The sequence below is a fragment of the Clostridium celatum DSM 1785 genome (assembly GCF_000320405.1).
GTDB classification, from domain to species: domain Bacteria; phylum Bacillota; class Clostridia; order Clostridiales; family Clostridiaceae; genus Clostridium; species Clostridium celatum.
In genome coordinates, this window is the sequence record NZ_KB291606.1 from 1 (window position 1) to 22,988 (window position 22,988).

Below are 22,988 nucleotides of genomic sequence, written 5' to 3' on the forward strand. Positions count from 1 at the left end.
AAAACCACCAGCTAAGCTGGTGGATATTTATTAAATATAAAATTTGAAAATATATATAAATTAAATATAACATAAAATAATTTAAGCAGAGTACAAATTTAGTACTCTGCTTTTTGAAGTAAATAATATTTTATTTATAAAGTGGGCCAAAATTTTGGCAAGCTCTGAAATCAGCTGACTCTAGATCTTTAGTTCCAAACATTCCCCATGCACTAGGTCTAAATAGTTTTTCATCTGGGACATTATGCATAGAAACTGGAATTCTTAGTATTGAAGCTAAAGCTATTAAATCAGCGCCTATATGACCATAGGAAATAGCACCATGGTTAGCGCCCCAATTATTCATTACAGAATAAACATCTTTAAATGCCCCTTCTCCCGTTAAGTTAGGAGCAAACCAAGTAGTTGGCCATGAACTATCAGTTCTATCATCTATAGTTTTAGTTATATCATCATCTAATTCAATAGAATAGCCTTCAGCAATTTGAAGAACAGGACCTAAACCATCAATTAGGCAAATTCTTGACATAGTCATTGGCATTCCAGATTTAGATAAAAACTTAGAAGAATATCCTCCGCCTCTAAAGTATTCATCGATTGCTGGCCACCAAGTTGTAGCATTTAAGCAGTTTTTAACCTCAGTTTCTGTAATATCCCAAAATGGTTTCATAGTTGGGTTTCCATTATCATCACATTGTGTTCCGGTAGCATCTAAAGTAGTGGCACCTGAGTTAATTAAATGTATAAATCCATTAGCTGCAGCTCCTGCTAATTCTTTTCCTGTAACTCGTTTAACAGCTTCTGGTGACCAGAAAGTTCTTACATCTGAGAATAGTTGAGCTGTATTAGTTAAAAGATGCCCAAATAACATAGCAACTCCATTTAAAGAATCATTTTCTGTAGCTAATATATAAGGTTTTCGTATACCATTCCAGTCAAATGAAGAATTAAGTATAGCTTCCATAAAATCTCCATTTGGCATATAGTCTGTCCAATGTCTTTGACCTTGGAAACCAGCAACAATTGCATTATGGCCTTCAGACTCTTCAGCAAAACCAAGTGATGCAAGCTTTGGATTTCCAATCATTAAATCTCTTGCTATTAAGGTCATCTTAACAACAGTCTCCCAAATTTTATCTTTTTCTTCTCTAGTTCTTTGTTTATCAGGTGAATTTTTATCAGTTCCTTCTTTACAATTTGCTTTAACCCATGTTAAAGCAATTTCAAACTCTTCTTTATCATAAATTTCCTTTTCAAGTCTTCTATTTACTTCACTCATATCAACATATTCATTTCTCATTCCAAGATATTTTTGGAAGAACTTTTGATCAACTACTGAACCAGCAATACCCATAGAAACTGATCCAATTGAAAGATAAGATTTTCCTTTCATAATAGATGCTGCTAATCCTGCTTTAGCGAATGTTAATAATTTTGATTTAACATCATCAGGAATTTCAGTGCAATCTGCATCCTGAACATCTTTTCCGTATATACCGAAGGCAGGTAATCCAAGTTGATTATGTCCTGATAATGCAGCTGCTAGATAAACAGCACCAGGTCTTTCAGTACCATTAAATCCCCAAATTGCTTTTGGCATATGTGGATCCATATCTATAGTTTCAGTACCATAACACCAACAAGGGCTAACAGTAACTGTTAAGCCAACATCCTCTCTTGTAAATTTTTCAGCACATTTTGCTGATTCTGCAACACCACCAATTGTAGTATCAGATATAACACATTCAACAGGTAATCCATTAGGATATTTTAATGTGGAGGAATATAACACAGCTACTTGCTTTGCCATATTCATGGTTTGTTCTTCTAAAGATTCTCTAACACCGCGTCTTCTGCCATCAATTGTAGGCCTTATACCTATTTTTGGATATTTACCATTTAAATTCATATTAACCCTCCCATATTTAAACGTTAACATTTAATACAAAAGTTAACTTAATTTACAATTATTAGTTTAAATTAAAAGAAATTATAAGTCAATAACAAACAAGAAAAACACAGAAAAATAAACAAAAAAATATTGTTAATATTGTGTGGATGTTGTATTATTTTCATATAAGGAAAAAATAGTAAAATAAAAAGGGGGATATTTGTGAGCACTTTTTTAGCATTTGATTTTGGAGCTTCATCAGGAAGAGCTATTTTAACTAGTATTGAAAATGATATCATAAAAATGAAAGAAATTCATAGATTTCCGAATGAACCAGTTTTTTTAGGAGATAAATATATTTGGGATTTTCCAAGATTATTAAATGAAATGAAAATTGCACTGAGAAAAGTAGCTATAACTAATATAGAAATAGAATCTATAGGTATAGATACTTGGGGTGTTGACTATGGATTGTTAGATTATGAAGGTAATTTAATAGGTATGCCGATGCATTATAGAGACAAGAGAAATTTACAGGGAGTAAAAGAAGTAGAAAAGATAATTAATTTAGAAAAACTTTATTTAAGAACAGGAATTTCTAACAATACATTTAACACTTGTTTTCAATTAGCTGGAGATAAATTAAAGAGAAATACTATTTTGAATAATACAAAATGTTTATTATTTATGCCAGATTTATTTGCATATTACTTAACTGGAGAGAAAAAAATGAATTTACAATTGCCTCTACATCTGGGCTTTTAGATATGAAAAAAAGAGCGTGGGATTTTGAATTAATAGAAACTTTAGGAATTCCTAAGATAATCTTTAATGATATAGTGGAGCCGGGAGAACTTTATGGATATTTAACAGAAGAGATTATGGAGGAAACAGGAATAGGTAAAGTTCCTGTAATAGCAATAGGGGGACATGATACTGCTTCAGCAGTAGCAGCAACGCCATTCATAGATTCAAAAAACGCATTTTTAAGTTCAGGAACTTGGTCATTGTTAGGTAAGGAATTAGACTTGCCTATAATAAATAAGGAGAGTTTTGAAGCTAATTTGACTAATGAAGGTGGGATTGGAAATAAAATAAGATTACTAAAGAATATTAATGGAACATGGTTACTTCAACAATTAAAAAAGAATTGGAGTGAATATAATGAAAAAGTAGATTTCCCAGAAATAATTAAGGAAGCCAAAAAATATGCTAACTGTAGTTTCATTTTAGATACAAATGATGAGCGATTTATGAATACTAAAAATATGATTAAAACAATAAAATTATATTGTATAGAAAAAAATCAAGGTGAGCCTAAAGAATTAGGGGAATTTGCCATGGCTATTTATAATGGATTAACTAATGAATACAAGAAAACTATAGAGGAATTGCAAAAAATTATAGGAGAAGAAATTCAAGGAATAAATGTTGTTGGAGGTGGAATACAGGATCAATTTTTATGTGAAATGACAGCTAAAACAACAGGAAAAGAAGTGATTGCAGGTCCAATAGAAGCAGCTGTATTAGGAAATTTTATGATACAAGCTATAGCTATGGAAAAGATAGGGTCAATTAAGCAAGGTAGAGAATTAATTTATAAGAGTTTCAATTGTAAAAGGTATACCAATAGTAATATTTTGCAAGAAACGGTTTAATCCTACAAAAAATAGTGTATAATGAAGGAGGAATTAAAAAGAGAAGGTTGTGAAGAGTTTGTTAGCGATAGAAAGAAGACAGAAAATTGTTGACATAATACAAGAAAAGAAAAAGGTATTAGTGCAAGAATTGGCAGTAGATTTTTCTGTAACTGAAGAAACTATACGTAGGGATTTGGAAAAATTAGAAAATCAAGGGATATTAAAAAGAACTTATGGAGGCGCTATAATAAATCAAGGCACAAATGCAGACATGCCGTTATCTGTGAGAGAAATATCAAATAAAGAAGCTAAGATGAAAATTGCTGAAAGAGTATCTAATATAATAGAAGATGGAGATACATTAATGCTAGACTCATCTTCAACTGCTTTTTATGTAGCTAAATGCATAAAGAGAAGTAATAAAAAAATCACTCTTATAACAAATTCTTTGAAGGTATTAATTGAACTTCAAGATATAGATAATATTAATATTATCGTTTCAGGTGGAAAGTTTAGAGCAAGTGCTAAATCTTTTATAGGAAAATGGTCTCAAAGTGTTATTGAAAACTATTATGTTAACAAGGCTATAATATGCTGTAATGGAATGGATATTGAAAGAGGCGTAATGGATTCTAATGAAGAAGAAGCTACAATTAAAAAATTTATGGCAAAATCAGCAGATAAGGTTTTTTTAGTTGTTGATTCATTGAAATTCAATAAAAGGTCTTTTGTTAAGATTATGGATTTTGAAGATGTGGATTACTTATATACAGATGAACCTTTAACACGAAATTGGCAAAGAGTATTAGAAGAAAATGATGTGAAGGTGGAAATTTGTAATTAATAGTACAAGCTGGTAATTATAAAGATAAAAGCATATAAATAAAATAAAAAGAACTATCAAATTAAAATTTGATAGTTCTTTTTTACTTTAGTTAAAGAAAATACATATAAATAGAAGGTAGTTTTTATTAAGTAAAATTCATAAACAAATAAATTTGCAAAATGCTAATTTATAAAGATCAAAAAATAAAAAACACACAACATAAACAAATTGACATATAAGTAATAAATTGGTAAAATAAAGATAAAGAAAGAAAAAACAAACAAAAAGCAGATTTAGTTTTTTAAGTGTTTATTAGAAGGGAGAGAATTTATGTTTTCAGAATATGAAATAAAAAAACAGATGTGTGATATAGGAAAGAGGATTTATCAAAATGGATTTGTTGCGGCAAATGATGGAAATCTTTCGGTGAGAATAAATGATAAGGAAGTACTTTGTACACCTACAGGAGTTTCAAAGGGATATATGACTCCAGATATGATTTGTAAGGTAGATATTAATGGTAATGTATTACAAGCTAATGGGAAATTTAAACCTTCATCAGAAGTTAAAATGCATTTAAGAGTTTATAGAGAGAGACCAGATGTAAAATCAGTAGTTCATGCTCATCCACCATATGGTACAAGCTATGCTATTGCAGGAATTCCATTAAATAAAGCAATTATGCCAGAAGCAGTTATAGCCTTAGGGGAAGTTCCAATAGCGGAATATGGAACTCCATCAACAGAAGAAATTCCAGATGCAGTAGCTAAGTATTTACAATGCTATGATGCAGTACTTTTTAAAACCACGGAGCATTAACGTATGGTCCTGATTTAATGACAGCATATTTTAAGATGGAATCATTAGAATTTTATGCAAAGCTTATGTTTATATCAAGTCAAATTGGTGAGCCACAAGTTCTGAATAATGGTCAGGTTGAAAAATTAATAGATATAAGAAAGAATATGAATTTAGTAGGTAAGCATCCAGCTCTATGTAACAAAGAAGGAAAATGTAAATATAGTTCAAATTATATTGAAGAAGAAACCTCTTCAGAAGAAGAATTAATAGCAAGAATAGTTAAAGAGGTAACAGCTAGAGTGTTATCTAAATAATGATAGATATAAATTTTAAATTTGTGTTTAGAATTAAGGGTGATTGATTTGAATGAAAATAAATATCTTAATTTAAAGATAGCAACTCATGTAATTGAGGCAGTTCAGCAAATAGCAAATAATTATGGAACTCCAGTTGTTATTGCAATAGCGAATGAGTGGGGAACACCAATAGCAATTCATTTTATGGATGAAGCATTACCAGCAAGTTTTGATATTGCTTTAAATAAGGCATATACAAGTGCTACAGTAAGGCTTTCTACAGAAGAAATAAGAGAATTATCAAGGGATGGGGGAGAGTTATTTGGGATAAATAATAGTAATAATAACAAGATAGTATCTTTTCCAGGTGGCTTTACGTTAAAGATAAATGAAAAAGTTGTAGGTGGTGTTGGAGTAAGTGGTGGAACTGCTAAATATGATAATGAGTTAGCTTTTCTTGCAAAAGAGATTTATGGGGAGGTAATTAAGTGGATGATAACACAAAATTAATACAAGATATTGTTGCGAAGGTTATTAGTGAGATTGGAACTAAAGAAATTGAAGAAGAAGCATGCTGTGGAAATGGTAGTTGTGGTGGAAGTTGTGGATGTAATAAAGAAAAGTATGTTTTTGAAGATGTTGATTCTGCAGTAGCGGCAGCAAAAAAGGCATATAAAGAATTAAAACAACTTACAATTAAAGATAGGGAAAATATAATAACAAAAATAAGGGAAAAGTGCTTAACATATTCTGAAAGATTATCTATTATGGCAGTTGATGAAACTGGTATGGGAAAAGTTGAAGATAAAATAACAAAGCATGTTTTAGTAGCTAGAAAAACCCCAGGAACTGAAGACTTAACTACAACTGCATGGAGTGGTGACGGTGGATTAACTTTAGTTGAAAGAGGAGCTTTTGGTGTAATTGCAGCTATAACTCCATCAACAAATCCAACTGCAACAATTTTTTGTAACTCAATTGGAATGATTGCAGCAGGAAATTCAGTAGTTTTTGCTCCGCACCCAGCAGCAAAAAGCTGTTCTAAATTTGCAGTAAAACTTATAAATGAAGCTTCTATTGAAGTTGGAGGACCAGAAAATATTGTAGTTACATTTGAAAATCCAAGCATAGAGATAACTAGTGCTTTAATGAAACATAAGGATATTCCATTTATATCAGCAACTGGCGGACCAGGAGTTGTAACTCAAGCTTGTTCTTCAGGTAAAAGGGCAATAGGAGCAGGAGCTGGAAATCCACCTGTGCTTGTTGATGAAACAGCAGATATAAAACATGCAGCGAAATCAATAATAGCAGGTGCTACTTTTGATAATAATCTACCATGTATAGCAGAAAAGGAAGTAGTTGCATTAGATTCTATTTGTGATGAACTTATAGAGGACATGCAAAAAGAAGGAGCATATTTTTTGAATAGTACTGAATTAATTAATAGATTAATTGATACTGTATTAATTAGGAAAGATGGAAAAGTTACATTAAATAGAAATTTTGTAGGTAGAGATGCGAAAATAATATTAGATGCAATTGGTGTTTATGCCGATGATTCGGTAAAATGCATAATATTTGAAGGATGTAAAAGTAATTTATTAATAGTTGAAGAATTAATGATGCCTATACTGGGAATAGTGAGAGTTAAAGATTTTAATACAGCAGTGGATGTAGCTGTAGAACTTGAACATGGAAATAGGCATTCAGCTCATATACATTCAAAGAGAATTGATAGATTAACTTATTTTGCAAGAGAAATAGATACAGCAATATTTGTTAAGAATGCACCGTCATATTCGGCATTGGGAGTAGAGGCCGAAGGATATCCTACATTTACAATAGCTAGTAGGACTGGAGAAGGTTTAAGCTCAGCAAAAACCTTTAGTAAAAGTAGAAGATGTATTATGAAGGACGCACTTTCTATTAAGTAAAAAGAGATATAAAAATTACAATTTGATGAGGGTTTTAAATAATATATACAAATAATTTAGGAGTATGTAATTACGGGGAGGGATTGGTATGAATGTTAATAATATTGATATAGAAGCTATTGTTAAGAATGTAATTAATGAAATGACATCTGCATGTATAAAAGAAGAAATAAAAGTAATTAAAAATACTGCAAAGGTGGGATTATTAACTGCAAAACAAAGAATAGAAATAAAAGAGTTTAATATACCGGCAATTAATGACGATGAAATGCTTATTAAGGTTGAGGGATGTGGTATTTGTGGCACAGATGTACATGAATATAAGAATGATCCCTTTGGAATAATTCCAGTAGTGCTTGGACATGAAGGCACTGGTGAAATAATAAAAATAGGTAAAAATATTAAAAAGGATTCTTCAGGAAAAGACCTTAAGCTTGGAGATAAAATAGTAACTTGTGTTATTCCATGTGGTGAATGTCCTGTATGTTTAAATCATCCAGATAGAACTAATCTTTGTGAAAATGCAGGGATTTATGGATTGATATCTGATGATAACGTTCACTTAAACGGTTGGTTTGGTGATTATTTAGTAATAAGAAAAGGTTCTACTATTTTCAATGTATCTGATATGGATTTACATTCAAGAATATTAATTGAACCAGCTGCAGTTGTTGTACATGCTGTTGAAAGAGCTAAAGCAACAGGGCTTTTTAAATTTAATTCAAAGGTTTTAGTTCAAGGATGTGGGCCAATAGGGTTATTACTATTGAGTGTTCTTAGAACTTCAGGAATTGAAAATATTATAGCTGTTGATGGAAATGAAAAGAGACTTGAAATGGCAAAAAGATTAGGTGCAAATGAAACTATTAATATAATGGAAAGCTCTTCTTTTGAAGAGACAATAAACAAAGTTAAGAGTGTTTCAGATGGGTTAGGTGTGGACTTTGCTTTCCAATGTACAGGTTCACCAAAGGCTCATTCTGGGATATGGAAATTTATAAGAAGAGGTGGTGGCTTATGCGAAGTAGGATTCTTTGTTGATAATGGAGATGCTACAATAAATCCTCACTTTGATCTTTGTAATAAAGAAATAACAGCTATCGGATCTTGGACTTATACACCACAAGATTATTTAACAACATTTGATTTTATAAAGAGAGCTAATGGAATTGGTTTGCCAATTAAAGAACTTATAACACATGAGTTCCCGTTAGAAGCACTTCAAGAAGCGTTAGAAACTAATATAAGACAAGAAGGAATTAAGCTTGCAATAATAAACAAGTAATGAGGTGATAGAATGGCGGCTTTAGGAATATTAGAGGTTTTTGGATTAACTACAGCTTTAGTTGCAGCAGATGCAGCTTGTAAAGCTGGAAAAGTTACAATACAATCTTTTGATAAAAATAAACCGGCAAATGCTGATAATCTACTAGTTCCATTACATGTGGTAATAAAACTTAGAGGTAGTGTATCTGATGTAGAGATGGCAATGGAAGCAGGAATAAAAGCTGCTAATAGTATATCAGGAGTTAGTTGTAGTTATATAATACCTAATCCAGATGAAGGAATAAAATTATTTATTCATGAAAGTTGTATTAAATAATTAAAAGATTAATTTAGTGAAAATGATTTAAAAAGGCTATGGTTAAGAAGTTATGTTTTCGAAATTAAAATTTAAAATTATAGATAAAATAGGCATAAAATTAAATTTTAAAAAAGGTTTAAGGGAGGATATTAATATGAAACAAGAAGCTTTAGGAATGGTGGAAACAAGAGGGTTGGTAGCGGCTATTGAAGCGGCAGATGCTATGGTTAAGGCAGCTGATGTAACTTTAATTGGAACTGAAAAGATAGGATCAGGGTTAGTTACTGTAATGGTAAGAGGAGATGTTGGAGCAGTTAAAGCAGCAACAGAAGTTGGTGCAAGTGCTGCAGGGAGCTTAGGAGAATTGGTTGCAGTTCATGTAATTCCAAGGCCAAATGGTGATGTTGAAAAGATTTTACCTACATTAGAGTAATAAACTTCAAGGAGAGAAGGTGTTTGTATGAAATCTATAGGAATAGTTGAAGTTGTTGGGGTGGTAGCTGGAGTACAAGCACTTGATGCTATGATAAAAACTTCTAATGTTACTTTTAAAACTATGGAAAATAGGTTAGGTGGAAGATTAGTTACAATAGTAATTGAAGGAAGTATAGAAGATGTTCAAGCTGCTATTGAAGTTGGATATAAAGCAGGTGATTCAATAACCAAATGTGTAGCCCATGCAGTAATACCTAGGCCTCATGAAGAGGTAATAGCTTTATTAGAAAAAAGTAGCTTAAAATTCAATAAGGCGAGAGGTTAGTTTATGGATGAAAATAAAAAAGTCGATAAAGGGTCAGAAGATGGTTTTGATGTAGAAACTAATGATATGGATGCTACTAAACCTAAAAAGAGGGGTAGAAAGAAGAAGAGAGCAGTAGATGACGGGAAAAGCAAAGATATAGATAAAGAAAAAAATGATAAAAATATTATGAAGACGCAAAAAGATAATAATAAAAAAGTTAAAGGTAATGATGAGTTAGGAGGTATTAGAATGGGTCAACAAGCATTAGGAATGTTAGAAACTAGAGGGTTAGTAGCCGCTATAGAAGGTGCAGATGCAATGGTTAAGGCTGCTAATGTTGAATTGATAGGCACTGAAAAAATAGGGTCTGGTTTAGTTACTGTAATGGTAAGAGGGGATGTTGGGGCTGTTAAGGCAGCTGTTGAAGCAGGGTCAGAAGTTGCAGGAAAACTTGGTGAGGTTGTTGCAGTTCATGTAATTCCAAGGCCACATTCAACGGTAGAATGTATATTGCCAAAGAATTCATAATCTCTAGGAGTGGTGATATAAATGAAGAATGCTTTATTAGAAGTGATAACTCAAAAGGTTATAGAGGAAATAAAAAGTAATAATTTTAATAGTATAAAAAACAAGTTAGGATTGGCGTTTCTGCAAGACATATTCATATTTCTAAGGAGCATTTAGATATACTTTTTGGAGAAGGATATGAGCTTACAATAAGAAAAATGTTGATGGGGGAACAGTTTGCAGCAGAAGAAACTGTAACAATACTTGGTTCAAAAATGAAGGCTATTGAAAAAGTAAGGATTCTAGGTCCATTAAGAAAGGCGACGCAAGTTGAAATTTCAGTAACTGATAGTGTTTTTCTTGGAATAAATGCACCTATAAGGCTTTCTGGAGATATAAAAAATTCAGCACCTGTTACTATAATAGGGCCTAAAGGTGCAATTAGAATAGAAGAAGGATGTATAATTGCTAAAAGGCATATACATATGCACCCAACAGATTCTAAAAAATTTGGAATTGATGAAGGAATAGTGTCTGTTAGAGTTAATGGAGATAGAGCAGGAATTTTAGAGAATGTAGATGTTAGAGTTAGAGATGATTTCAATTTTGAAATGCATATAGATATAGATGAAGCTAATGCTCTAGGAATCAAGAATGGACAAATGGTTGAAATTTTAGGTGATTAATTTTTTAAAATAAAAAAATGTCTTATCCTATCGTCGAATGAATGTGTTCAGGAGGTAGTAAAAATGATAGTTGGAACAGTGATTGGAAATATAGTTAGTACGAGAAAAGAAGAGAATCTTATGGGATATAAATTATTAATTGTTAAGCCTTTGGAGGAGTATAATCAAGGGAAAAATATAGTAGCTATAGATAGGGTTGGAGCAGGAATACAAACAGAGGTTATAGTAACTACTGGTTCTAGTGCTAGGCTTGGATTAGCTAGGGATGTTCCAGTAGATTCAGCTATAGTTGGAATAGTCGATTAGTTAAATGTGTAATTAAGAGAAGTGAATTAAATGGAAAGAGGGTCATATTATGCTTCAAGAAGTAAAAAAAATATTAAAAGAAAGTGGTATAGTGGGAGCTGGAGGAGCCGGTTTTCCTACATATGCAAAATTATCTTATGATGTTAATGTTGTTATTTTAAATGGAGCAGAATGTGAACCATTGTTTAGGGTTGATCAAAATTTATTAAGTGAAAAGACGTATGAGGTATTAAAGGGATTAGATAACATTGTTGAGGCCGTAGGTGCAAAAGAAGGTGTAATAGCATTTAAAGAACATTATCATAAGGCTAATGAAGCTGTAGATGAAATGATTTATCAGTTTCCAAGATTAAGAAAGAAGTTGCTTGAAGATATGTATCCAATTGGAGATGAAGTGGTATTAGTTTATGAAATAACTGGATTAGTAGTGCCACAAGGAGGGATTCCTATTGATGTTGGAGCAATGGTTACCAATGTTGAAACTGCATTAAATGTATATAAGGCAATAGAGAAAGGAAAGAAAGTTACACATAAGTATGTAACCGTTGGTGGAGCCGTTAAAAATCCAAAAACCTTAAAGGCTCCAATTGGAATTTCATTTAAAGAATTATTAAAAGAAGTAGGAGGATTAACTGTAGAAGAATATAAACTTTTAGTAGGAGGCCCCATGACAGGAAGAATTGGTAATCTAAACGAAACTGTTACTAAGACTACAAAGGGGATATTTATATTACCATTAGATAATCCAATAGTAGAGCTTAAGGAATATAAAGTTAAGATTGCACTAAAGAGAGCTATGGGTGTTTGTTCTCAATGTAGAATGTGTACAGATTTATGTCCGAGAAATTTACTAGGGCACTCTATTGAACCACATAAAATAATGAATTCGTTAGTTTTTGGATTAGACAATAAAAGTGATATTTTTGTAAATGCATTAGCATGCTGTGAGTGTAACTTATGTTCGGCATATTCATGTCATCAAGGGTTAAATCCTAAGGCAATAATTGCTGATTTAAAGGGGCGGTTAAGATCGAAAGGAATAAAACTTACACAACAAGTAAAAGATGATGTGCACAACAAGGTAAAAGAAGAGAGAGAATTTAAAAAAGTTCCTGTAGGCAGAGTAATTGGAAGATTAAAATTAACACAATATAATGTTGATGCTCCAATATGTAAGATAAATAATAATCCATCTGTATTAAGGATTAGCACAAGGCAAAGTATTGGTGTTTCAGTAACAACTATAGTAAGAAAAGGTGATAGCGTTGTAAATGGACAAGCTATTGGCATAATAAATGAAAAGGATTTAGGTGTATTTTTACATTCACCAATTAAGGGAATTATAGAAGAGGTTAACAAAGAATTTATTACTATAAGAAGGAGTGAGTAGCTTTGATAAATGCATTAGGGTTAGTGGAATATTTAAAAGTTCCTACAGGGATGGTTGCAGCAGATTGTATGACAAAAACTTCTGATATAAAAATAATCCATGCAGCAACAGTATGCCCAGGAAAATATATTGTATTATTTAAGGGAAGTATATCAGCTGTTAAAGCAGCTTTAGAAGCAGGAATAAAAGGATTTGAGCATAATGTAATAGATTCATTTATTTTAGGAAATCCTATAGAGCAAATTTATAGAGCTATTTCAGGAAGTACATCAGTTGAAGTTAAAGGAGCAATAGGTATAGTTGAAAGTTATTCTGTTGCATCAATAATTGAAGCTGCTGATATTGCAGCAAAAACTGCATTAGTACAACTTTTAGAGATAAGATTAGCTAGAGGAATGTGTGGAAAAAGCTTTTTTATTATAAATGGTGAATTATCAGCTATAGAGATGGCTATTGAAAGTAGTAAGAAAAATCTTGAAGAAAAAGGAATGCTATTGGATACAGGAATAATTGCAAATCCAAGTACTGATTTTATAGAAAATCTTTATTGAAATTAGAAATTGTGAATAATATATTTTATAAAAGATAGGGAGATACGGAATGAATAATATTTTTGAAGATAAACAAGTATCAAGAATTATTCAAGAGTTGGTTCCAGGTAAGCAGGTTACTTTAGCACATTTAATAGCAAATCCGGTAGATGATTTATATAAAAAATTAGGATTAAATATTGAAAATAAATCTGCAATAGGGATAATGACAATATCCCCTAGTGAAGCAACGATAATAGCAGCTGATATAGCAACTAAAACTTCAGAGGTAACTATTGGATTTATAGATAGATTTAGTGGATCGTTAGTTATAATAGGGAGTATATCTGCAGTTGATGAAGCGTTAAGAGAAGTCATGAGAGTATTAGGTGAAAATTTGAAATTTACGACAACAAATGTAACAAAATCTTAGGCGGTTTATTTTCAATTAATAATATATGGAGATATTATGAAAAAGATAATTTTTATAGGAAAGAATAGTTGTGGAAAAACTTCACTTTGTCAACTAATGAAAGGTGAAGAAGTAAGAGACAAGAAAACACAAACTATAGAGATATATGAAGATATAATTGATACACCAGGACAGTACATAGAAGATATATGTTATTATGGAGCACTAATTATAACAGCGGCAGAAGTTGAAATTATTGCTTTGGTTCAAGAATATGGAGATATGTTTGGAAAGATTCCACCAGCTTTTGGAGCTACATTTGGAAGAAAAGTTATTGGCATAATAACTAAAATGGATAAAGCACTTGAAAATAGTAAGTGTAATAAAGACATTTTAGAGGTTGAGAAACAATTAATATTAGCAGGGGCAGAAAAAATATTTAAAGTTTCTATATTTAGTGAAAATTCTATTAAAATATTAGAAGAGAATATAAATAGTAATTGTAGAAAAAATACCATTTAAAAATATAAAAAAATGAATTAAATAGCTATAATAAAAAAATAATAATAGTGAAAAATAAAAATATTACTTTAAAGATAGGAGAAAATTATGAAGCATAAAAAAATAATATTATTAACACTATTATTACTGTTTGTTTTTACATGTAATGTATTTGCTAGCTCACCAAGACCTATGAATGCTATTTTTATGGGAGAAGTTGAAGAAGTACAAAAGAATGAAGAGGAAAATATAATAAGCATAAAAACTAAAGGGTATATTAAAGGATGTCAACCTTATAAGGAAGAAATTGTAGCTATTCTTACAGATGAAACTATAATAATTCCAGATAAAATGCCTGCAGAAGGAGAAGAGCCTAAAATAGAAAATGTTATTAATAAAAGATTTTAATGTAAAAAAAGGTGATATTGTATTTTTAGTACTAAGTGAAGCAATGACTAAATCAATACCACCACAAGTAGTTGTTAAAGCTATACAATTAACTCAAAATAATTAATTTAATATATTTTAAAAAGATATAACTACAAATAAAACATAATTATTTGTAGATTATATCTTTTTATTATTTAAAGTGTAAATTAATTATTTTTATGAAATACAGAAATATTATTAGAATAGTATAATATGTGAAAATTAATTTATTAAGGTAAATATATTGAAAATTAAAAAAATATAATTAAATTTAATATAAAACTTGAAAGGTTAAAGAATCCTGAATATATTATAATACATCATACAGAAAATGAAGAATTAGATGTTTATAAAACTAATGAATATCATAAATCATTAGGATGGGAAGGAATAGGATATAATTATTTTATAGAAAAAAACGGACAAATAATTTCAGGAAGGGGAATGCATGTAGGTGCACATACTAAAGGATTAAATGACAAATCTATAGGAATTTGTTTAAGTGGAAATTTTGATGTAGGTTACCCAACCAGAAAACAAATGAAATCATTATATAAATTATGTAGATATTTTATGAAAAAATATAGAATAAAAAAATATAATGTTTTAGGTCATAGAGAAGTTAAAAATGTAACGAAGAGTTGTCCGGGATATAATTTTAATATGGATATATTTAGAGAAAGATTATAAAACGTAAGAAAATAAAATTTAAAAAAATTTATTCATAAAATTATCAATAAATTATATTAAAAATATAGGAATGATTGAATACAGGCTAATGGAAACGATTACTATGATGATTTTGACAATATAAATTCATTGTTATAAAATAAACAAGTAGATAAAAATTATGCAAACGTTATAAGAAAACATAGTAAAAATCATAGTTTAGATGTAGTAGTAAAGGAAGTAATGAGATGAAAAAGGCAATGAATTTAATTAAAAGATTAATCTTATTCTTTGTAGGAATGAGTGTAATTCAATTTGGAGTAGCACTATTTTTAAAGACTAATATAGGTTCTGATACATTTACAGTGTTTACTCAAGGATTATCAATAGTATTAAATAAAACTGGATTAAAAGATTTATCAATAGTTCATGCAATAGCAGGTAAAGCTGAAGTAACTCCAGGTGTAGCAAATATGATAATATTAATTGTTTTATTTACTATAATAATATTAGTTGATAGGAAACATATAAAGATAGGAACTTTAATTTGCGTAGTTGGCGTTGGGCCGATAATTGATTTAGGAGTAAAGGTGGTTTCATATTTTCCAGTTGAATCTTATAATTATTTTGTAAGAATGTTATTAGTTTTAGCAGGCTGTTTTATAATTGCAGTAGGATTTTCAATAATGTCTGCTAGTAATATAGGAGTAGCTCCAAATGATATAGTTCCATTTATAATTGTGCACAAGGTTAAAATAGAATATCGTTGGGTTAGAATAGCACTAGATGCAACATTCTTAGTAGTAGGATTTATATTAGGTGGTAAAATTGGAATCGGTACTATAATATCAATGCTAGCAATAGGTCCATTTATACAATTCTGTTTACCATATGGGAATAAATTCGTTAATATTATACTTTATAGAAAAATAAAACTAGAGGAAAATGATGCTATTATAGCTTAATAAATGATAAATAATACCAAGGGTAAAACTTACCATATAAAATGGTGAAGTTTTACCTTTTTAATTTTAGAAACTTTTAGTGTACTACATATCAATATGAGGTACATTCTTTGTTATTAATTTTACAAAAGTATCCGGGGTTATAATTCTCACTTTGGGATTTTTATTTAGTTTGGTTACAACATCATTAACATTATCCATAGTATTACTCCATACATGAACATATACAAATGTATAAGAGTTGGGATCATTAATTTTTGTATAACCTAGATTTATTCTAGTATTGATATTATCAATAAGTTGATTTTCATCTTCTAATCCTCCCCAAAGTAAATCACGACAAGAGATTATAGGTTTATCATTTGACCAAATTATTTTGCCTTTATAAGCATTATTTATATCATAATTTAGATATAAAAGCGAATCTATATTAGGATTGCAAGTATATTTATCCCATAAAGTTTTATTATAAAAAGATTCATCATCAAGAATTAAAATATTATGTTGATCAACAATTTCCATATAGTCATTTAATCTTTTAGTATAATTACTTAATTTATCACTAGGAAACTTACTAGGATACATATATCCATTACCAGAAGCAGGAATTACAAAATTGTCAGTATGTTTTGAATCACTAGAGGCTTCATAGTATTTATTAAAAACTGTAGGTGCTAAGTAATATAAAGATGGACTTATTGACCAACCTAAATTAAAGTTACCTCTGTAAGGAGAACCAAACCAATTTTTTACGCTAAAATTACTTCCAAGCAACCATTGTTGATTATCACCATCAGACATAATAAAGGTGACATAATGAACTCCATCTTCTTCTTCAATTTCATTGTTAATATTTTGAACTTTAGGTGTTGATGGATATGAACTTAAAACAGAAAGATTATAGGACCAATCAGCGGCAATCATATCTATTCCAAATTTTGAAGCAATGGAGACATTAGTATGTTCATCTGGTCCCCAACCTAGAATTTGTCCACCATCATCCATAGAACTAAAAATAAGTTCTCTTAATGAGATATCATCTATATCATCTTCGTAAAATATCAGCGACTTTGAGAAAATTCCATAATCACGTAAAGACATAAATTTATCGCTAGGAAGTTGTATTACAGTAGAATGATTTAATCCTAAATTCCAAAGGTTATTATATGCCCAATATTTATCTGTTTCTCTACAATCTTCAATTAAATTAGTTACTCCATAAGTGTTTAATATAGATTCAATAGATTCATCAATAGCAATAGCATTATTTAATGAAGCAAGAGTACAAGCATTATTTATAGATGGTGCTTTTACGTTGCTATATAAAGCATAGCCATCTATATAATTTTTAAATTTATCTAATAATATCCAAGGGTCGTTAATTATTTTATAGTTAACATTATAGTTCTCTTTTAAATCTTTAAGCCATACTTCATAATCAGGCTCACTAGGGCTTAAGATGTAAATTTGATTTTCGGATTGAGGAGCTATTAGGCCTTGAAGAGTTACAATCATAGTTTGTTCTGCTTTAGTCATATTATTTTCTGATATTACATAAAGAAACTTAGGAACTACAGTATTTTTAATGTAAGAGCCATTATTAGTTAAGTTAAAGTTAGTTTTTATATCAGAGAAATCAGTTGTAGTAGTATAGAAGGTGTTTAAAAAATTATTTTTTAAATTATTAATAGCACTACCACAAGGAATAACAGTATTATTAGAGTTTAATGAGGAAATATTAAATTCATTATTTTTACATTTATTGTAAAACTCGCTTAAAAATTTATATCTTGCACCAACAAAAAAATCAACTGTATTACTTTGAGAAAGACCAGATAATAGTAGTTGACGTGCAATAATATCATTTAAGCTTACATCGTTATAGTTTTTTATAATATCATACATTATCATAAATGTTGTAGTTCTTCCTACACCTGCTTTACAGTGAAAATGAAGCCAGGTATTTTCGGGTTGTTTTTTTACAAAGTCTATAAAGTAGTTAACCATATCCTCATTAGGTAAACCTCCGTCTGTTACTGGAATTCTAAGGTATGATATATTATTAGACTCAACAAGAGTGCATTCGTTTTTTATATTTTTAGGAGTAATACATTTATTAGTATTATGTAAAGAAAATTTTTCATTTAATTTTATTGAAGATAAATCTTTATTTTCTTTATATATAACCTCATCTAAAGTAAGATCAGAATTAGCATTATTATTTGAGTTTGCAAAGCTAATAGCTACTCCGTTTATAAATCCATGAGATTCTTGTCTTAAATCTATATCAATTATAGAAAAGCTATCATCAATAGCTTCTTTTAGGAAGGGAAGATTAAATTCTGTAAACTGTCCACTTCCAGAAATATTTAATTTATCTAGTCCTTTTGTATCTAAGGAGCCAAGAGCACTAGCAGTTGAAATATCGGTAGTTTTACGAAAATGTAGTGGTAATGATTTTGAATTATTTGAATCTTGTATAATATGTATATCAGATAATGCAACTGATTTATATGTAATAGATGTAAATAAAAATATAAGAGCTAATAATAAAGTATAGTAGATTTTATTAGTTTTTTTCATTTGTAAATACCTCTTAAAATAATAATTAATATATTTATTATAATAATCAATTGTAGTTTTATTTATTCTTGGTATTAAGAAGAAAAAGGAAAGTTAAATTTTGGAGCAAAGAATAATATTATAAATATTATAAAGTATGAATAAAAAAGTAAGGAAATAATATAATGGCAAATAAAAAATCAAAATATAATTATAAAAAAACAAAAAATACCAATAATTATACATATGATGAATCAAATTATTATAACCTAATGAGTGAAGCTGATATCCAATCGTTGAAGTTATTATATTTACAAGCACAAACTGTAATAATAGTAATTTATGCATATATTATTTTTTATATAGCAACAATAGAAGGAATTCAAGTAATTTATGAAAAGTACAATAATAATAAAGATAATAAATTAGACTCTAAAATGCCAGATGGATTAGCATTAAAAGTAGTTTATATTTTTTTTATAACACAAATAATATTTACTAATATAGCAATTAATAGATATAACATTTTATATAAAGAAAAGCTTAATGGAGAATTTGAGTATTCTCTTCAACCGAATATATATATAATTATTTCTAGTTTATTTAGTATTGTTTCTGATATTTTTCTTATTAATGGAGCAGAGGGAGTATATGCAAGGGATATTTCTCAACCTATATTTGGAATTTAACAAATTAAAGAGGCTATATAGAAATAGATATGGCCTCTTTTAGATGTATTAGTCAATCTTAAATTACTCTTAAATCTAGTAATTCTATTTTTGAGGAAATAAATTCATTTTTTATAGGCTCAATTTTCATTAAGTCAGTAGAGATGTATTTTTTATTATCATCAGGAAAAACAGTAACAGCTACTGAAGTTGAACTATTTAATTCAAGGGCTTTTACGGTAGCTAAAAAATTAGCACCTGAAGATATTCCAACACCAAGTCCAAGTTTTTTTGAAAGCATTTGAGCCATGATTATTGAATCACCATCATCAACAGATATAACTTCATTTAGCATACTAAGATTAACAATTGGAGGAACAAATTCATCAGAAATACCTTGAATACGGTGAGTTCCAACATGATTATTAGTTGATAAAATTGGAGAGTTAGATGGTTCTACAGGATAAATTTTAATATGATGATTTTTTTCTTTTAAATATTTTCCTACTCCCATAACAGTACCACCTGTTCCAACACCAGCAACAAATATTGATGGTGTTAAGTGCTTTTTCTTTAGGCTATTATATATTTCAGGTCCAGTACTATAATAATGTGCATATATATTGTCTTCATTTGTAAATTGACCAGGTAAGAATATATTAGGGCAATTTTTATGACATTCGTTTATAAGAGATATGCACTTTAAAAATCCACCGTCTTCTTTTGAAACTAAATGTACGCTAGCATTATAGCTTTCTAATAATTTTATTCTTTCAGAGCTCATCCAATCTGGCATATATATATGAACATTAAATCCTAAATAAGCTCCAATAGCAGCAAATGATATTCCCGTATTGCCACTAGTAGCTTCTAAGATAATATCATCATCAGATAAAGCTTTATTAATATATGATTTCCTTAAAATATAAATAGCAATTCTATCTTTTATACTTCCTGTATAATTGTAGGATTCTAATTTAGCAAATAGTCTCATCTTTTTACTTTTATATTTAAATGAAATTTCAACTAATGGTGTATTTCCAATGAGCTTTTCTAAATTATTTATTTTAGTCAAAATATTATTCATAAAAACTCCTAGAATTTTAATATTTATATTAATAAATATATGTAAAAAGGAAAAAAATATTTAATATTTTTTATGATATGGAAGGGAAATCAATAATAAAAATGAACCCTATTATCTAAAATAGGGTTCATTTTTATTATTTATACACCTAATCTACTCTTTGCAGTATCTATTAAGTTATCTAAGTCTAATTTAGCATTATGAACATCTAGACCTATTGATTTTAATCCTTTAACAACTTCATCTTTTGATAAAGTAGCATAGTCTTTAGCTTTTTCAGAAAAACTACCGTTATAATCATCTACTGAAATAATAGCTTTATCAGTAGCTGTTATTACTTCTTGATTGAATTTATCAACTTCGGCATTGCCTTTTACTACATTATCTTGTAAATCTTTTTTAAAAGCTTCTAAATCTGCTTTTAATTCATCATAAGAACCATTATATGCAGTAATAAATTCATCATATGAATTATCATAAGTAAAATCATCAACATAAATATCATAAGTTGTATTAAGCAAATTATCCTTAAAATAATGATCATATCTTTCTGTTAAATAATCATAGTATTCTTGATTTGTAGGTGGGGTAATAGTAGCAGAGTTACTACTATTATTTGAAGTTTTATTATTACTACATCCTACTAGAGTCAACATAATTAAAGATACTAGAAATAATGATAAAGATTTTAAATTTTTTTTCATTGTTTACATCTCCTTAAAATATTTTATAAATATAGTTTGCTTAACATAAATATTTCTATTCTAAGAAGTATAATCAAATTTTAAATTAAGCTTAAAACCGGTGATTAAGAGGATGATTAAAAAAGGCGGTTTTCTTAAATAGTGTTGATTTTTGATAATATTCTGAATTTAGGGTATAGTAGTATTATATTAATTCGGAGGTGCTATATATGAACGGAATAGAGTCTATTATTAACCAAATAGATACAATGGGAGTATCAGCAGAAAGCCTAATATATCATATCCTTGAAGAGCGTAAATCTACTAGAGGGTATGTTTCTGATGTAACTAACGAGGTTAAAGAAAATAGATTCTCAAAGGGTAAATGTTGCCCTTATTGTGAGAGTGATTCTGTTTGTAGAAATGGCAAGTATAGTGGCAAGCAACGTTACATTTGCAAATCATGCAGAAAGACTTTTACCGATTTCACATACTCACCTTCATATAATAGCAAAAAGCCACTAGAACAATGGATTACCTATGCTAAATGCATGATAGCTGGCTATACTCTTCAAAGATGTGCTCAAGAAACTGGAATTTCTTTAGCTACATCTTTTTATTGGAGACACAAAATTCTAGATGGAGTTAAGAAGTTTCTTGGGGAAGGCTCTGTAGAAGGTATCGTTGAATGTGATGATACGTTTTTTCGTGAATCATTCAAAGGAAAACATACTGAAAACTCTATTTTTAAAATGCCTAGAAAAGCATATAAAAGAGGAGTTAAACCAGACCCTAATGTTCCTGCTAAAGAAAAGAAAAAGAGTGGTCTTAGTAAAGACCAAATATCTGTAATGTAGCCTTAGACCGCTCTGGAAATATAATTTCAGAGCCTATTGGTAGAGGCAAAATAAGTGCTAATGCTATACGAAAACTATTTGAAAACAAAATTGATGATGAAGCTATAGCTTGTACAGATTCATGTAGAAGCTTTAAAAAGTTTGCAAAAGAATCAGAATTATAGCTAATTCAATTGCCTAAAGGTAAGAAGAAATTAGGCATATATCACCTTCAACATGTAAATTCTTTTCATAGTAGATTAAAGAATTGGATGAATAGATTTCAAGGAATTGCCACAAAGTACATGTCCGACTACTTAACATGGTTTAGATGGCTAGAGTACTTCAAGTCAGATAAAGATATAATTAAGGTTAGAAACCTATTAGTACATTCTCATACATCTCATACAACAAGTATAACGAGCGAATTTTCATTAAGAACTATCGGATTCTAATGTAAGTAAAATTATGTTTTTAAGAAAGGTTTTTAAGCTTTTTATGGTAAATTAAGGTTATTAATGCTATTATAATATAAGTTTATCAAAACATAATTTATTATAGTGAATTAATTTAACGGGGGGGATATGATTTGAAAAAGAAAATATCAGTATGTATTATCTGTATAATTCTTCTTGGTGGTTTAGTTTTATGGGGACGTACACCTAAAAATATTGATGCGTCTAAAATCATTAATTTAGTTCAAAGTAATTATGAATCAATTACTGTGAATGATAAAAAAATTGAGTCAGGAACAAAGCACCAATATCTTATAGATGACTTTATACCAAAGTTATCAAGATATACTTTGAAAAAGTATAATGGTGAATTACCAAAAGACTATTCTTATAAAGTGGACATAAAGAGAAATGATGGTTCAGAAATCATTTTGTTTGATAATAATTATTTAGTGGTAGACAGTAGCAAGTATCAAATTATTGAAGGTAATATTGATTTGAATAAGTTTTATACCATTTTTATGGAGTAATATGCATTCCTTATGTATGATTAAATAAAAAGAGCAACACTGTTGCTCTTTTTA

27 protein-coding genes and 2 pseudogenes are annotated in these 22,988 nt (G+C 29.3%); 25 read left to right on the forward strand and 4 right to left on the reverse strand.

Annotation, left to right across the window (positions count from 1 at the left end; genetic code table 11):
* Positions 1–130: 130 nt before the first annotated feature.
* On the reverse strand, positions 131–1,909 hold the full coding sequence (locus HMPREF0216_RS01370) for an L-fucose isomerase (protein WP_040418486.1): 1,779 nt from the start codon (positions 1,907–1,909) through the stop codon (positions 131–133).
* A 204-nt stretch (positions 1,910–2,113) separates the two neighbouring features.
* On the opposite strand from HMPREF0216_RS01370, the pseudogene HMPREF0216_RS17460 reads away from it, so the two are divergent.
* The 22 genes and pseudogenes from HMPREF0216_RS17460 to HMPREF0216_RS01465 all read left to right on the forward strand — a co-directional run.
* Positions 2,114–2,781 (forward strand): annotated as a pseudogene (locus HMPREF0216_RS17460) (FGGY family carbohydrate kinase); the annotation flags it as partial.
* Positions 2,773–3,549, forward strand: a complete 777-nt coding sequence (locus HMPREF0216_RS01375; protein ID WP_234089018.1) for an FGGY-family carbohydrate kinase — start codon at positions 2,773–2,775, stop codon at positions 3,547–3,549. The pseudogene HMPREF0216_RS17460 and the gene HMPREF0216_RS01375, both read left to right, overlap by 9 nt.
* Positions 3,550–3,598: 49 nt before the next feature.
* The gene (locus HMPREF0216_RS01380) at positions 3,599–4,375 is read left to right on the forward strand and encodes a DeoR/GlpR family DNA-binding transcription regulator (RefSeq protein WP_005210279.1); all 777 of its coding nucleotides are present in this window, start codon (positions 3,599–3,601) and stop codon (positions 4,373–4,375) included.
* A 312-nt stretch (positions 4,376–4,687) separates the two neighbouring features.
* Positions 4,688–5,176 (forward strand): class II aldolase/adducin family protein, encoded by a 489-nt coding sequence (locus HMPREF0216_RS18045; RefSeq protein WP_005210281.1) that lies wholly within the window; start codon positions 4,688–4,690, stop codon positions 5,174–5,176.
* Positions 5,177–5,193: 17 nt separating this feature from the next.
* Positions 5,194–5,472, forward strand: a complete 279-nt coding sequence (locus HMPREF0216_RS18050) for a hypothetical protein (protein WP_005210283.1) — start codon at positions 5,194–5,196, stop codon at positions 5,470–5,472.
* Between the two features lie 48 nt (positions 5,473–5,520).
* Positions 5,521–5,964, forward strand: a complete 444-nt coding sequence (locus tag HMPREF0216_RS01390; protein WP_051040639.1) for a GlcG/HbpS family heme-binding protein — start codon at positions 5,521–5,523, stop codon at positions 5,962–5,964.
* Positions 5,943–7,391, forward strand: coding sequence for an aldehyde dehydrogenase family protein (locus HMPREF0216_RS01395; RefSeq protein ID WP_005210286.1), 1,449 nt, complete (start codon positions 5,943–5,945; stop codon positions 7,389–7,391). Before HMPREF0216_RS01390 ends, HMPREF0216_RS01395 begins: the two co-directional genes overlap by 22 nt.
* An 88-nt stretch (positions 7,392–7,479) precedes the next feature.
* Positions 7,480–8,676, forward strand: coding sequence for a zinc-dependent alcohol dehydrogenase (locus HMPREF0216_RS01400; RefSeq protein WP_005210288.1), 1,197 nt, complete (start codon positions 7,480–7,482; stop codon positions 8,674–8,676).
* 12 nt (positions 8,677–8,688) lie between these two features.
* On the forward strand, positions 8,689–8,994 hold the full coding sequence (locus HMPREF0216_RS01405; RefSeq protein WP_005210290.1) for a BMC domain-containing protein: 306 nt from the start codon (positions 8,689–8,691) through the stop codon (positions 8,992–8,994).
* 136 nt (positions 8,995–9,130) lie between these two features.
* Positions 9,131–9,409: a BMC domain-containing protein gene (locus HMPREF0216_RS01410; protein ID WP_040418490.1), complete on the forward strand. Its 279-nt coding sequence runs from the start codon at positions 9,131–9,133 to the stop codon at positions 9,407–9,409.
* Between the two features lie 27 nt (positions 9,410–9,436).
* Positions 9,437–9,736 (forward strand): BMC domain-containing protein, encoded by a 300-nt coding sequence (locus HMPREF0216_RS01415; RefSeq protein ID WP_005210293.1) that lies wholly within the window; start codon positions 9,437–9,439, stop codon positions 9,734–9,736.
* 231 nt (positions 9,737–9,967) lie between these two features.
* Positions 9,968–10,246: a BMC domain-containing protein gene (locus tag HMPREF0216_RS16935; RefSeq protein WP_147576208.1), complete on the forward strand. Its 279-nt coding sequence runs from the start codon at positions 9,968–9,970 to the stop codon at positions 10,244–10,246.
* Between the two features lie 137 nt (positions 10,247–10,383).
* Positions 10,384–10,911, forward strand: coding sequence for a phosphate propanoyltransferase (gene pduL, locus HMPREF0216_RS01425; protein WP_341349459.1), 528 nt, complete (start codon positions 10,384–10,386; stop codon positions 10,909–10,911).
* Between the two features lie 63 nt (positions 10,912–10,974).
* Complete coding sequence (locus HMPREF0216_RS01430; protein WP_005210301.1) at positions 10,975–11,217, forward strand: EutN/CcmL family microcompartment protein; 243 nt, start codon at positions 10,975–10,977, stop codon at positions 11,215–11,217.
* Between the two features lie 49 nt (positions 11,218–11,266).
* Complete coding sequence (locus HMPREF0216_RS01435) at positions 11,267–12,607, forward strand: 4Fe-4S dicluster domain-containing protein (protein ID WP_005210302.1); 1,341 nt, start codon at positions 11,267–11,269, stop codon at positions 12,605–12,607.
* Positions 12,608–12,609: 2 nt separating this feature from the next.
* The gene (locus HMPREF0216_RS01440; protein WP_040418493.1) at positions 12,610–13,158 is read left to right on the forward strand and encodes a BMC domain-containing protein; all 549 of its coding nucleotides are present in this window, start codon (positions 12,610–12,612) and stop codon (positions 13,156–13,158) included.
* Positions 13,159–13,207: 49 nt separating this feature from the next.
* A complete protein-coding gene (gene eutS, locus HMPREF0216_RS01445) occupies positions 13,208–13,570 on the forward strand; it encodes an ethanolamine utilization microcompartment protein EutS (protein WP_005210305.1) in 363 nt (120 codons plus the stop codon).
* A gap of 36 nt (positions 13,571–13,606) precedes the next feature.
* Positions 13,607–14,071, forward strand: a complete 465-nt coding sequence (locus tag HMPREF0216_RS01450; protein WP_005210307.1) for a EutP/PduV family microcompartment system protein — start codon at positions 13,607–13,609, stop codon at positions 14,069–14,071.
* 87 nt (positions 14,072–14,158) lie between these two features.
* On the forward strand, positions 14,159–14,458 hold the full coding sequence (locus HMPREF0216_RS01455; RefSeq protein WP_005210308.1) for a hypothetical protein: 300 nt from the start codon (positions 14,159–14,161) through the stop codon (positions 14,456–14,458).
* On the forward strand, positions 14,436–14,564 hold the full coding sequence (locus HMPREF0216_RS17860) for a hypothetical protein (protein ID WP_005210310.1): 129 nt from the start codon (positions 14,436–14,438) through the stop codon (positions 14,562–14,564). The genes HMPREF0216_RS01455 and HMPREF0216_RS17860 overlap by 23 nt, the downstream gene beginning before the upstream one ends.
* Positions 14,565–14,755: 191 nt before the next feature.
* Entirely contained in the window at positions 14,756–15,169 is a 414-nt protein-coding gene (locus tag HMPREF0216_RS01460; protein ID WP_278244395.1) for a peptidoglycan recognition protein family protein, read from the forward strand.
* A gap of 227 nt (positions 15,170–15,396) precedes the next feature.
* Complete coding sequence (locus tag HMPREF0216_RS01465) at positions 15,397–16,113, forward strand: YczE/YyaS/YitT family protein (protein WP_005210315.1); 717 nt, start codon at positions 15,397–15,399, stop codon at positions 16,111–16,113.
* An 84-nt stretch (positions 16,114–16,197) separates the two neighbouring features.
* On the opposite strand, the gene HMPREF0216_RS01470 is transcribed toward HMPREF0216_RS01465, so the two are convergent.
* On the reverse strand, positions 16,198–18,696 hold the full coding sequence (locus HMPREF0216_RS01470; RefSeq protein WP_005210317.1) for a GxGYxYP domain-containing protein: 2,499 nt from the start codon (positions 18,694–18,696) through the stop codon (positions 16,198–16,200).
* 164 nt (positions 18,697–18,860) lie between these two features.
* Here HMPREF0216_RS01470 and HMPREF0216_RS01475 point away from each other — a divergent pair, with 164 nt between their 5' ends.
* Positions 18,861–19,364, forward strand: a complete 504-nt coding sequence (locus HMPREF0216_RS01475; RefSeq protein WP_005210319.1) for a hypothetical protein — start codon at positions 18,861–18,863, stop codon at positions 19,362–19,364.
* Between the two features lie 58 nt (positions 19,365–19,422).
* On the opposite strand, the gene HMPREF0216_RS01480 is transcribed toward HMPREF0216_RS01475, so the two are convergent.
* Positions 19,423–20,430: a PLP-dependent cysteine synthase family protein gene (locus HMPREF0216_RS01480; protein WP_005210321.1), complete on the reverse strand. Its 1,008-nt coding sequence runs from the start codon at positions 20,428–20,430 to the stop codon at positions 19,423–19,425.
* 140 nt (positions 20,431–20,570) lie between these two features.
* A complete protein-coding gene (locus HMPREF0216_RS01485; protein WP_005210323.1) occupies positions 20,571–21,134 on the reverse strand; it encodes a hypothetical protein in 564 nt (187 codons plus the stop codon).
* Positions 21,135–21,343: 209 nt separating this feature from the next.
* Between HMPREF0216_RS01485 and HMPREF0216_RS18215 the strand changes: the two are divergent.
* Positions 21,344–22,404, forward strand: a pseudogene (locus HMPREF0216_RS18215) (IS1595 family transposase).
* 134 nt (positions 22,405–22,538) lie between these two features.
* On the forward strand, positions 22,539–22,934 hold the full coding sequence (locus HMPREF0216_RS01495; protein WP_005210327.1) for a hypothetical protein: 396 nt from the start codon (positions 22,539–22,541) through the stop codon (positions 22,932–22,934).
* Positions 22,935–22,988: the final 54 nt, after the last annotated feature.

Excerpts from the sequence above, each read along its gene's own strand:
- HMPREF0216_RS01370 (WP_040418486.1), bottom strand. The coding sequence starts at position 1,909 with ATGAATTTAAATGGTAAATATCCAAAAATAGGTATAAGGCCTACAATT.
- HMPREF0216_RS01375 (WP_234089018.1), top strand. The coding sequence starts at position 2,773 with ATGGAGGAAACAGGAATAGGTAAAGTTCCTGTAATAGCAATAGGGGGA.
- HMPREF0216_RS18045 (WP_005210281.1), top strand. The coding sequence starts at position 4,688 with ATGTTTTCAGAATATGAAATAAAAAAACAGATGTGTGATATAGGAAAG.
- HMPREF0216_RS18050 (WP_005210283.1), top strand. The coding sequence starts at position 5,194 with ATGACAGCATATTTTAAGATGGAATCATTAGAATTTTATGCAAAGCTT.
- HMPREF0216_RS01400 (WP_005210288.1), top strand. The coding sequence starts at position 7,480 with ATGAATGTTAATAATATTGATATAGAAGCTATTGTTAAGAATGTAATT.
- HMPREF0216_RS01405 (WP_005210290.1), top strand. The coding sequence starts at position 8,689 with ATGGCGGCTTTAGGAATATTAGAGGTTTTTGGATTAACTACAGCTTTA.
- HMPREF0216_RS01410 (WP_040418490.1), top strand. The coding sequence starts at position 9,131 with ATGAAACAAGAAGCTTTAGGAATGGTGGAAACAAGAGGGTTGGTAGCG.
- HMPREF0216_RS01415 (WP_005210293.1), top strand. The coding sequence starts at position 9,437 with ATGAAATCTATAGGAATAGTTGAAGTTGTTGGGGTGGTAGCTGGAGTA.
- HMPREF0216_RS16935 (WP_147576208.1), top strand. The coding sequence starts at position 9,968 with ATGGGTCAACAAGCATTAGGAATGTTAGAAACTAGAGGGTTAGTAGCC.
- HMPREF0216_RS01430 (WP_005210301.1), top strand. The coding sequence starts at position 10,975 with ATGATAGTTGGAACAGTGATTGGAAATATAGTTAGTACGAGAAAAGAA.
- HMPREF0216_RS01435 (WP_005210302.1), top strand. The coding sequence starts at position 11,267 with ATGCTTCAAGAAGTAAAAAAAATATTAAAAGAAAGTGGTATAGTGGGA.
- eutS (WP_005210305.1), top strand. The coding sequence starts at position 13,208 with ATGAATAATATTTTTGAAGATAAACAAGTATCAAGAATTATTCAAGAG.
- HMPREF0216_RS01450 (WP_005210307.1), top strand. The coding sequence starts at position 13,607 with ATGAAAAAGATAATTTTTATAGGAAAGAATAGTTGTGGAAAAACTTCA.
- HMPREF0216_RS01455 (WP_005210308.1), top strand. The coding sequence starts at position 14,159 with ATGAAGCATAAAAAAATAATATTATTAACACTATTATTACTGTTTGTT.
- HMPREF0216_RS17860 (WP_005210310.1), top strand. The coding sequence starts at position 14,436 with ATGTTATTAATAAAAGATTTTAATGTAAAAAAAGGTGATATTGTATTT.
- HMPREF0216_RS01465 (WP_005210315.1), top strand. The coding sequence starts at position 15,397 with ATGAAAAAGGCAATGAATTTAATTAAAAGATTAATCTTATTCTTTGTA.
- HMPREF0216_RS01470 (WP_005210317.1), bottom strand. The coding sequence starts at position 18,696 with ATGAAAAAAACTAATAAAATCTACTATACTTTATTATTAGCTCTTATA.
- HMPREF0216_RS01475 (WP_005210319.1), top strand. The coding sequence starts at position 18,861 with ATGGCAAATAAAAAATCAAAATATAATTATAAAAAAACAAAAAATACC.
- HMPREF0216_RS01480 (WP_005210321.1), bottom strand. The coding sequence starts at position 20,430 with ATGAATAATATTTTGACTAAAATAAATAATTTAGAAAAGCTCATTGGA.
- HMPREF0216_RS01485 (WP_005210323.1), bottom strand. The coding sequence starts at position 21,134 with ATGAAAAAAAATTTAAAATCTTTATCATTATTTCTAGTATCTTTAATT.